Origin of the sequence: Rhodococcus sp. (in: high G+C Gram-positive bacteria), assembly GCF_049286785.1 — a bacterium.
Classification (GTDB): domain Bacteria; phylum Actinomycetota; class Actinomycetes; order Mycobacteriales; family Mycobacteriaceae; genus Rhodococcus_F.
Genome location: NZ_JBAQEO010000237.1, coordinates 1 through 9664, shown reverse-complemented (window position 1 = coordinate 9664; position 9664 = coordinate 1). Strand labels below are relative to the sequence as shown.

At 67.8% G+C, this 9664-nt stretch carries 10 protein-coding genes and 2 pseudogenes; 6 read left to right on the top strand and 6 right to left on the bottom strand.

What is annotated here, in order from left to right; genetic code table 11:
* Positions 1–234, top strand: a pseudogene (locus WAW17_RS09655) (hypothetical protein); the annotation flags it as partial.
* Between the two features lie 79 nt (positions 235–313).
* Here WAW17_RS09655 and WAW17_RS09650 read toward each other — a convergent pair.
* From WAW17_RS09650 to WAW17_RS09625, 6 genes and pseudogenes are all read right to left on the bottom strand, one after another.
* Positions 314–1159, bottom strand: a complete 846-nt coding sequence (locus tag WAW17_RS09650) for a hypothetical protein (RefSeq protein ID WP_422332759.1) — start codon at positions 1157–1159, stop codon at positions 314–316.
* Positions 1160–1170: 11 nt separating this feature from the next.
* Entirely contained in the window at positions 1171–1434 is a 264-nt protein-coding gene (locus WAW17_RS09645) for a hypothetical protein (protein ID WP_422332758.1), read from the bottom strand.
* Between the two features lie 760 nt (positions 1435–2194).
* Positions 2195–2341: pseudogene (locus WAW17_RS09640) on the bottom strand (SAM-dependent methyltransferase); the annotation flags it as partial.
* An 85-nt stretch (positions 2342–2426) separates the two neighbouring features.
* Positions 2427–3785 (bottom strand): MFS transporter, encoded by a 1359-nt coding sequence (locus tag WAW17_RS09635; protein WP_422332757.1) that lies wholly within the window; start codon positions 3783–3785, stop codon positions 2427–2429.
* Positions 3786–3839: 54 nt separating this feature from the next.
* Positions 3840–4247 (bottom strand): carboxymuconolactone decarboxylase family protein, encoded by a 408-nt coding sequence (locus WAW17_RS09630; protein ID WP_422332756.1) that lies wholly within the window; start codon positions 4245–4247, stop codon positions 3840–3842.
* A 149-nt stretch (positions 4248–4396) separates the two neighbouring features.
* Complete coding sequence (locus tag WAW17_RS09625; RefSeq protein WP_422332755.1) at positions 4397–5401, bottom strand: AraC family transcriptional regulator ligand-binding domain-containing protein; 1005 nt, start codon at positions 5399–5401, stop codon at positions 4397–4399.
* Between the two features lie 165 nt (positions 5402–5566).
* On the opposite strand from WAW17_RS09625, the gene WAW17_RS09620 reads away from it, so the two are divergent.
* The 5 genes from WAW17_RS09620 to WAW17_RS09600 form a co-directional block, all read left to right on the top strand.
* Positions 5567–6541 carry a quinone oxidoreductase family protein gene (locus WAW17_RS09620; RefSeq protein ID WP_422332754.1) on the top strand — a complete coding sequence of 325 codons (975 nt, stop codon included), beginning with the start codon at positions 5567–5569 and terminating at the stop codon, positions 6539–6541.
* Positions 6542–6636: 95 nt separating this feature from the next.
* Positions 6637–7485 carry a TauD/TfdA dioxygenase family protein gene (locus tag WAW17_RS09615; protein WP_422332760.1) on the top strand — a complete coding sequence of 283 codons (849 nt, stop codon included), beginning with the start codon at positions 6637–6639 and terminating at the stop codon, positions 7483–7485.
* Positions 7486–7530: 45 nt separating this feature from the next.
* The gene (locus tag WAW17_RS09610) at positions 7531–8583 is read left to right on the top strand and encodes a 3-keto-5-aminohexanoate cleavage protein (protein ID WP_422332753.1); all 1053 of its coding nucleotides are present in this window, start codon (positions 7531–7533) and stop codon (positions 8581–8583) included.
* A 92-nt stretch (positions 8584–8675) separates the two neighbouring features.
* Complete coding sequence (locus WAW17_RS09605; RefSeq protein WP_422332752.1) at positions 8676–9260, top strand: RBBP9/YdeN family alpha/beta hydrolase; 585 nt, start codon at positions 8676–8678, stop codon at positions 9258–9260.
* Positions 9257–9664 (top strand): CoA transferase subunit A (locus WAW17_RS09600; RefSeq protein ID WP_422332751.1); only part of this gene is annotated, 408 nt, incomplete at its 3' end. The genes WAW17_RS09605 and WAW17_RS09600, both read left to right, overlap by 4 nt.

Below are 9664 nucleotides of genomic sequence, written 5' to 3'. Positions count from 1 at the left end.
CGCCTGCGTGCCTTGTTGTGGGCGCCGGCCGAGACTGCGCAGGGGACTGTGGCCGTCCTCGACGCCGCCGAGTTCCACCGTCCGACCTACTCCGAGTTCTACGAGGTGATCGCGGCTCTGGTGCGAGTGGGGGCGCCGCACGGCACCGCGATGGTCGGGGCACCCCTCGAGCAGGACGGCAAACCGTTTGCGGGCGTGTCGACGTATGCCGTGATCGCAATTTGTTGTTCCTGATCTTGGACGTGATGATCGTCTCGGTCCCCGGTACGGTCCCGGTCGCGGACATAGCGCGTGCGGTGCAAGTTCAGCGCGGCTATTCCGCTTCAACAGCCTTGGCGACCCAGGCCGAGAAGATTGGCAGTCCGTCCCAAGAGCGACCCCCCTTCGCGTAGGCAACGACGGCGTACGGGCGGCCGAAGAGGAACACGCCCTCCAGGACGGGGCGCTCGACTGGCACCCCGGTCATCAAGCCCCCAGCGGTCACCGCGGCGGCCTCGAACCCGATCCGAGTGAAGGAGGCCACCGCGGACTGTCGGGCATCGACATCGAGGCCGGTGTCTGATGGGAGGAGGCGGACCAGGGTCGGAGTGGCACCGGTGAAACCGTAAGCGGGCGAATCCGCCAAATCGATGTCGGTCTCGGCGCGCCATGCCGGCAAGATCGCGGAGCTTCTCTCCACGCTGTGGCCATTCGTCCAGGCGGTAGTTTCGTTGATTCGCCAACAATGCCCCGTCCCAGGCACGTCCGAGAGGCAGAGTCTCCGGTCGAACTCGTGCGGACGGGACGCCTGACGCATATCGTGTGCTATCTCGAAAACGGCGGAAAACACGCGTTCTCGCCGAACGTCCTCGTCGGTGATGACCGAGATGACACGCACGCCCTCACCGGCCGCGGCGACGTGCACGGCGAGGTCCCCCGCCGCCTCCGTAGTCGCCAGCGCCGTCAGGTGTTCCTCGGCCGATAACAGGACGTGAGAGACGTCCCAGGACGGCAGTTGTGTCCCCTCGGTGAGCTCGAAGGGATGATTCCAGGACACCCGCGTCGCCAGGGCGGATGCGAGGACCAGGACGGTGGTCGGGCCCAGCGTGAGGGGGAACGTCGGAATCAGGCCGCTGGTGTGCTCGGCCGCCCAGCGGTCGGCGCCGTTCTGGTCGGGCATCGACCCCCGCGTCACCGCAGGGGAAGCAATCCGAAGAGGGCGTCGAGGGCGTCCGTGCGAACCTCCGGGCGCGCCCAGGCGGCTAGACCCGCCGTGACCGCCGGGTGTGCTCGCAGGGTCGGACTGGTGTAGTCACGCTGGAACAGGCCGCGCTGCTGCAGGATCGGGACGACGAGCGTCGCGAAGTTCTCCAGATCGACCGCCGTGTCGGCGGGCATGATGGTGAATCCGTCGGCGGTCCCGGCCTCGTACCACTCCTGAAGATCGTCTGCCACCTGCTCCGCCGAACCGACGAGCAATCGGTGACCCGAACCACCGGCACCCCGTTGGATGAGCTCGCGGGGCGTGCGGGGAGCTTCCGCGATCAGCGCGGGTGGAGGCCCCGAATCCCGTGGAGAACGCGGTCGCCGGGATCGCGGGCGGCAGATCCTCGGTGGAGATCGGGTCGTCGGGACCGAACGAACCGTCCGCCAGACCAAGGCTTTCCAGCAGCACGGTGGTCAGTCGAGCGATCGGCAACGTCGCGTACAGCTGCTCCGCGCGGGTGAGCGCCTCCTCTTCGGTTGTTGCGACGTTCACTACGACCCCGAGCGAGATTTTGACGTCCTCGGGCCGGCGGTCCGCCGCGGCCACACGCTGCCGGATGGCGTTGCGAAACGCGAGGGCCTTGGCCGAAGGCGTCGGTGACGGCATTCGCGAGGTCGATGAAGGTTTGCGACGGTCCGACCGCGAAGACGCGGCCGGGCCATGGCCACAGTTCCTCGCCGCGCCCGCCGAGCAGCTCCACCGTCACCGACAACCACGTTCGTGCCATTCCCCGAGGATGGCATGCGGGCCGCGGCGCCGTCTGGCTACAGCCACAGATGGCGCATAGCGCCCCGTTCACCGATAGCCGATCCTCTTACGGATCGATCCTTCATTTCTGTCGGGCCTTCACCTGATGTGCTCGGGATATGGTGCGGGTGGCAGGAATTCTGGGCGAATGAATCTGATGAAGTCAGGCGTGTCCCGCCGGTAGGTCGTCCACCGTCACTGTCCTGCCGTGACCAACTCCTGGCTGAGTTCAGCCACTGGCCATCGATAGGCAGTGGTTACGGCATTGTCGAAAGTCCCTCCGGTTGCTCCTTCGAAGAATCCCACCAACAACCCTCCGCCCGGCCGAATCACGCGCGCGAATCCTGGGGCAGGCCCGAACGAACACGAACCGGTGTGGGAAACGATTTCCACACCGGCCCGGGTTCGTTGTGCGGGGTCTGTCGACCGCGGGTCAGGCCTTGGCTGCTGCGGCGGCACTCTGCGCCGCGAGCTTCGCGAGGCCGGCCGCGTACACCCGCCTGCCGACGAACAGTGCCACGATTGCCGGCAGGTACACCAGCGGGGCCAGTTGCAGCGCACCGAGCAGGCCGCGGTGGTCCGCGAGGATGCCGATGACGAACGGGCCGGTCGCCAGTCCCAGGATGTTGTTGGCGACGGTCAGGCTGCCGAGGGCGGAGGCCCGCACCGACTGGTGCGTCAGGCTGGCCACCATCGCCGCGGTGGGACCGGAGGAGCCGGCGGAGAAGAAGGCGCCGATGCCGATCAGGGTCAGCTGCGCCGCACCGGTCTCCAATTGCAGTCCGATGCCGAGGGCGGCCAGCGAGATGACGCAGAACGCGATGGCGCTGGACCACTTCCCGGCCGGGTTGTGGCGGCTGACGCGGTCGGTGATCATGCCGCACACCACCATGCCGGTGCCGATCAGCAGCACGAAGAGCGAGGCGATCACGCCAGCCTTGTCCGGGGCCATGCCGTAGTAGCGGTTGAAGAAGCTGGGGGTCCAGGCGAGCAGCACGGCGGCGGTGAACATCTGCAGTCCGCCGCCGAGGTAGGCGCACCAGACGGCAGGGTTGGTGAACAGCGTCGAGACCGGGACCCGGATTGGGGGGCTGTCGGGGCGAGCGACCGGCGCGGCGTCCGGGTCGACTGCGTGCGCGGCCAGCCGGCGTTCGGTGACCACGGCCCGGAACATGGCGACGAGGATCAGGCCGAGCACCGCCATCGCCGCGAACGACCACCGCCAGCTCAGGTGCACAGCGATGACACCGCCGAGTGAGACGCCGACGACCGAACCGAACGAGCCGCCGGCCATGAACGCGCCGCTGAGAGTGGAGTGGACGCGGGGCGCGAAGACGCTGAGCACCACCGCGATACCGACGCTGCCGTAGGCGGCCTCGCCGACCCCGACGAGGAAGCGGGCGGCGAGCAGCTGCTCGTAGTTGGCCGCCACCGCGCAGAACAGGGTGGCGATGCTCCAGAGCACCGCCATCAGGATCAGCGACCGCACCCGCCCCCAACGGTCGGCGAGCAGCGACAGCGGGAAGGTGAGCAGGCCGACCATCAGGGCGACGATGCTCGTGAGCGAGGCCAGCTGGGAATCGGACAGGGCCCATTCGGCTTTCAGGAACGGGAAGACCGCGCTGAGCACCTGGCGGGACATGTAGTCGGACAACAGCAAACTGAAGGTGAGCGCGAACACAAGCCACGGGTAGATCCGGCGGCGGGTCGCGGGTCGCTCGGCGGCGGTCCCGGTGAACGGGGGTTCGACGGCGGGTTCGGCCGGCTGATCGGTGGTGGTGGACAGTCCCATGGGGGCTCCTGGGGGCGACTGGACCGAAGTGGGTGAGGGTGAGGACGTCGGGGATCAGGGCGCAGTGCGCAGCGCGGCGACCTGCCGACGTTCGTGAGCGTCGAGTTCCTCCTCGAGGATGGGGACGCCGAGATTGCAGGCATGGATTCCGAGAACGCTGACCATCTGCAGAACGGTGAGGATCTCGTCGCGGGAGACGCCGAGTTCGAGGGCCATCCGGATGTGCCGTCGCACGCCGGGCGCGTACATGTGGGTGGCCGCGGCGTCGATCGCGATGCTGAGGAGTTCGACGAACTCGGGAGTGAAGACCCCGCGCCGGACCGGGGTGGCGTTCATCGCCATGAATTGCTCGGTCCACTCCGGATCCCAGTCGGACAGGGTGTTCCACAGGGGGTTCCAGTCGCCGTCACGACGCATGGCGTCGAGGGTCGGCGTGTGGATCGGGTCGGGATTCGTCGTCACGCGGCACTCGTTTCACGCAAGGGGCGAATGGGATGTGATGCAGGCTGTGCTTCACAGTGGATGTGGTGTGCATCACGTTAGCCCCGATGCGCTCCGTAGAGTTACCCCTTCGGGACGTCATTCTGTGCATTTCGGGACAGGGCGATCGGTCAGCCCTCCGAGCGCTTGCGCCATTCGCGCGGGCTCATGCCGAACTGCTGGTGAAACCAGCGGGAGAAGCTACTGGGTGCGGAGAACGCCAGCATCTCGGAGATCTCGGTGAACGTGTGGCGCCGGCCCGTCACCATGCGCTGGGCCAGTTCGGCGCGGGTGGCGTCGACGACCCCCGTGAAGGTCAGGTTCGACTTGGCCAGGTGTCGGTGTACGGTGCGCCGGTCCACGCCGAGGCTCCGGGCCACCTGCTCGACCGAGCAGCGGCCGGTCGGCAGCAGGAGTTCGACGAGTTCACGGACCCGGATCGTGAGGGTGGGCTCCTCCGGCGCCGCCAGGTCATCGAGAAACTGCTGCGTGTAGTTGCGCAGCAGGGGGTCGGACAGTCGGTTCGCTCGATCAAGATCGCTTGTATAGGTGACGATCCCGGAGTAGTCGCCGCCGAAGGTCAGTGGTGCGTCGAAGATGCGGCGGTGGGTGCTGTCGTCGTCGGGTCGTCCGTGTTCGAAGCACACCGACACGGGCTGCCACCGGTCCCCGAGAAGGTACTGCAGCAGTTGGTGGGTCACGGCGGTGGCGAGCTCGACGGACTGGCGAACGGGCATCGGTTCGCCGGGTTCGACGCGGAGCGCGATGGTGGAGAGACCGTCGCGCTCGGTGACCCGGATGTGTAGGGATTCGTTGTAGGTGTGCTGGTAGCGGATCAGCATCCGCAGCGCGCTGCGGGCATCCGGTTCCTCGCGGATGCTCACGCTCAGCGGGCCGAGGGTCGACAGGCGCCGCCGTTCGGCGAGCCTGAGGGCGAAGTCCTGGCGACTGGACGCGGCGGCCGAGAGTTCGAGGAGCCGGACGACGGCGGCGGCCGGCACCCAGCGGTCCTGGATCTCGAGGCCCGCCGGGTCGAGGTTGACGCTGCGCAGCAGCTGGACCGGGTCGATCGACAGCGAGCGTCCCAGCTCGACGTATCCGGTGAGTGCGGCGTAACGCGCCAGGGGTTTCGACACCGTGACTACCTCCGATTTCCTCGGCGAGGCCGGGGATGTCCCTAAGGGGTAATAAATATGTCCCGTGAGGATAAGTGTAATGAGGGTCTCCTGGCTACTGTCGTGTTAGCGAAGTCACAGCGAGAACGGCAACCGCCGGCAGCGCGACAAGACTGGGAGGCAAAGATGGCAAAGGCGATTCGATTCCACGAGACCGGTGGTCCGGAGGTCCTGACGTGGGAGTCGACGGAGGTCGGAGACCCGGGAGCCGGCGAGGTTCGCATCCGGCACGAGGCGGTCGGCCTGAACTTTGCCGACACCTACTTCCGTACCGGCCTGTACCCCGCACCGCTGCCCGCGGGTATGGGTGTCGAAGCCGCCGGTGTCGTCGAGGCGGTCGGGTCCGGTGTCACGGGCGTGAAGGAGGGTGACCGCGTCACCTACACCGGGAGCCCGCTCGGGGCCTACAGCACCGAGCGGCTGATGCCGGCCGAGCACCTGATCGCCCTGCCCGACGCGATCCCCTTCGAGGCCGCCGCCGCGATGACCATGCGGGGCCTGACCACCTCGTACCTGCTCTGCCGCATCCACCCGCTGAAGCCGGGCGACACGGTGCTGCTGCACGCCGCCGCCGGTGGCGTCGGACTGATCTTCTGCCAGTGGGCGAAGGCGTTGGGAATCAACGTCATCGGCACCGTGTCCAGTGACGCGAAGGCGGAGGTGGCGCGGGCTCACGGGTGCGGCGAGGTCATCATCTACACCCGCGAGAATGTCGCCGAGCGTGTGCGTGAGCTGACCGATGGTGCCGGCGTGCCGGTGGCCTACGACAGCATCGGCGCGTCCACCTTTCAGTCCTCGGTCGACTCCCTGGCCCGCCGCGGCCTGCTGGTGGCCTTCGGCACCGCGTCCGGCCCGATCCCGCCGATCGACGCGATGCAGCTCGCGGTCAAGGGCTCGCTGTTCGTGACCCGGCCCGCGCTGGCGGACTACATCGCCGACCCGGCCGAGCGCGCCGAACTCGCCGGTGAGTTGTTCGACCACGTCGCTTCGGGGCGGATCTCCATCGAGAGCAACCAGCGGTACGAGTTGGTCGAGGCCGAGCAGGCGCACCGCGACCTGGAGGCAGGCCTCAGCGTCGGCTCGTCGGTTTTCTCCGTCTGATCCCGAGAACCATCCCGCCAAGCACAAGGAGGATAGTCATGACTGCCACCGTCGACCGCGTCAGCGTCCGCGCCGATGCCCGGTCCCGGGCCCCGATGGATGCCCGGAAGCTGACCTGCAGCATCGGCGCCGAACTCCACGGTGTGGACCTCGCCGAGGTGTCCCGGGACGAAAAGCTGTTCGCCGAACTGAAGGCACTGCTCCTCGAGCACAAGGTGCTGTTCTTCCGGGACCAGCACATGGGCCGGGCCGAGCACGTCACTCTCGCGGAGCGTTTCGGTTCGCTCGAGGACCACCCGGTCCTCTGCAGCGACCCCGAACACCCGGGACTGGTTCGGATCTACAAGGATTCGACCAGCGCCCCGGAGCATTTCGAGAACAGCTTCCACTGCGACGCCACGTGGCGGGAGAACCCGCCGATGGGATCGGTCCTGCGCTGCGTCGAGGGTCCGGAGATCGGTGGCGACACCATCTGGGTCAACATGGCGATGGCGTACGAGAACCTGCCCGAGCCGGTGAAGACACAGATCGCGGGAATGCGGGCCCGGCACAGCATCGAGGCGACGTTCGGCGGGCGGATGCCGATCGAGCAGCGTCTGCAGTTGAAGGAGCGGTACCCGGACCCCGAGCACCCGGTGGTGCGGACCCATCCGGAGACCGGCGAGAAGATCCTGTTCGTCAACTCCTTCGCCACCCACCTCACGAACTACCACACCTCGGAGAACGTGCGCTACGGCATCGACTACGCACCGGGCGCGAGCGACCTGTTGCAGTACCTGATCAGCCAGGCGTCCATCCCCGAGTACCAGGTGCGCTGGCGCTGGACCCCCAACAGCGTCGCGATCTGGGACAACCGGTCCACCCAGCACTACGCCGTCCAGGACTACTGGCCCGCCGTCCGCAAGATGGAACGCGCCGGCATCGTCGGCGACCGACCGTTCTAACCTTCCCTCACATTCGTTCGACCCACCGAGAAATGGAGTCTCACAATGCATTTCCACGACGATGCACTGTTCCCCGAGAACCAGGAGAAGCTGGTCATCACCTGCGCACCGTACGGACCGGAGTGGGAGCCGGAGGACTTCCGTGAAGACCTGCCGCTGACGATGGAGGAGCACATCCAGAAGGCCGTCGACTGCTACGAGGCCGGCGCCACCGTGCTGCACATCCACGTCCGCGAGCTCGACGGCAAGGGCAGCAAGCGGCTCTCGAAGTTCAATGAGTTGCTCGCCGGTCTGCGCGAGGCCGTGCCGGACATGATCCTCCAGGTCGGCGGCTCCATCTCCTTCGCGCCGGAAGGCGAAGGCTCCGACGCCAAGTGGCTCTCCGACGACACCCGACACATGCTGGCCGAGCTCGATCCGAAGCCGGACCAGGTGACCATCGCGATCAATACCAGCCAGATGAACATCATGGAGTTGATGAGTGCCGACGACATCGCCGGCACGTCGATGGAGCGGCCCGAGCTCGCGGCTGCGTACCGGGAGATGACGGTCCCGGCCGGGCCGGAGTGGGTAGCCGAGCACCTGCGCCGCCTGCAGGCTGCCGGCATCCAGCCGCACTTCCAGCTCTCGTCCATCCCGCAGCTCGAAACGGTCGAACGGCTCATCCGCCGGGGCATCTATACCGGCCCGCTGAACCTGACCTGGGTCGGCATCGGTGGCGGCTTTGACGGCCCGAACCCGTACAACATCATGAACTTCGTCCAGCGGGTTCCGGACGGTGCCTGCCTGACCCTCGAGACGCTGATGCGCAGCGTGCTTCCGGTCAACACCATGGCGATCGCGATGGGTCTACACGCCCGCTGCGGCAACGAGGACACCATCTGGGGCCGCAAGGGCGAGAAGATGACCTCGGTCCAGCAGATCCAGCAGCTGGTGCGGGTCGCCGGCGAACTCGGCCGCGAGGTGGCCACCGGCAAGGAGGCGCGCGACATCTACCGGATTGGCACCTCCTACGCGGACGCCGACGAGACGCTCGCCCGGCTCGGCTACGCGCCGAACCGCCGGCTCGGCCAGGTCGGATTCACCCAGCACGCCTGACCTGAACCGCTGACCGAGGCGTCGGGGGCGGGGCCCGACGTGAACCTCGGTGTCCGCCGGTCATTCTGTGAGACAACATCTTTGGGAGAGCAATGAACAGCAATGTCGAACCGAACGTGGTCATCGTGCCCGGCCTGCGCGACCGCGTCGCCGACCACTGGCAGACCCTGCTCGCCGATCGACTCGGCCGGGTGCACACGGTTCCGCCGCTCGAGCACGACAAGCTGAGCCTGGCAGCCCGGATCGCCGCCCTCGACGCGGTCGTCGCCGAGGTCGAGGGGCCCGTGGTCCTGGTGGCGCACAGTGCCGGTGTCCTGATCGCCGTGCACTGGGCGCAGCAGGCGACCCCACCCGTCCTCGGCGCACTGCTCGCGACGCCGGCCGACCTGGAGACGCCGCTGCCCGAGGGCTATCCCACGATGGACGATCTCGAACGGGGCGGCTGGCTGCCGGTGCCGCGGCGCCGGCTCCCGTTCCCCAGCATCGTCGCGGCGAGCAGCAACGATCCGCTCGCGAGCCAGCGTCGAGTCGCGGGCCTGGCCGAGGTGTGGGGCAGCCGATTCGCCGATCTCGGCGAGGTCGGACACCTCAACCCCGCGTCGGGCTTCGGCTTCTGGCCACGGGCAGAGGAGTTCCTGCAGGAGCTGGTCGGCGCACCCGCGGCGGCGGCGTCGTGACCCGGGTCTACATCTCGGCGGCCGATGCGGTCGCCGACATCCCCGACGGGGCGTCGCTGGCGGTCGGTGGGTTCGGTTTGTGCGGCATCCCGGACGCCCTGATCGCCGCGATCGCGGCCGGTACGGCGACCGACCTCGCGGTGGTGTCCAACAACTGCGGGACCGACGGCCATGGCCTGGGAATGTTGCTGAACGGGAAGCGAATCCGGCGGGTGACCGCATCATATGTGGGGGAGAACCGGGAGTTCGCGCGCCAGTACCTCGACGGGGAACTCGAGGTGGAACTGTCCCCGCAGGGCACCCTCGCCGAGCGGCTGCGGGCCGGTGGCGCGGGCATTCCCGCCTTCTTCACCCCCGCCGGCGTGGGGACCCCGGTGGCAGAGGGCGGACTGCCCTGGCGCTAC

Excerpts from the sequence above, each read along its gene's own strand:
- WAW17_RS09650 (WP_422332759.1), bottom strand. The coding sequence starts at position 1,159 with ATGCCCGACCAGAACGGCGCCGACCGCTGGGCGGCCGAGCACACCAGC.
- WAW17_RS09635 (WP_422332757.1), bottom strand. The coding sequence starts at position 3,785 with ATGGGACTGTCCACCACCACCGATCAGCCGGCCGAACCCGCCGTCGAA.
- WAW17_RS09620 (WP_422332754.1), top strand. The coding sequence starts at position 5,567 with ATGGCAAAGGCGATTCGATTCCACGAGACCGGTGGTCCGGAGGTCCTG.
- WAW17_RS09615 (WP_422332760.1), top strand. The coding sequence starts at position 6,637 with ATGGATGCCCGGAAGCTGACCTGCAGCATCGGCGCCGAACTCCACGGT.
- WAW17_RS09610 (WP_422332753.1), top strand. The coding sequence starts at position 7,531 with ATGCATTTCCACGACGATGCACTGTTCCCCGAGAACCAGGAGAAGCTG.
- WAW17_RS09605 (WP_422332752.1), top strand. The coding sequence starts at position 8,676 with ATGAACAGCAATGTCGAACCGAACGTGGTCATCGTGCCCGGCCTGCGC.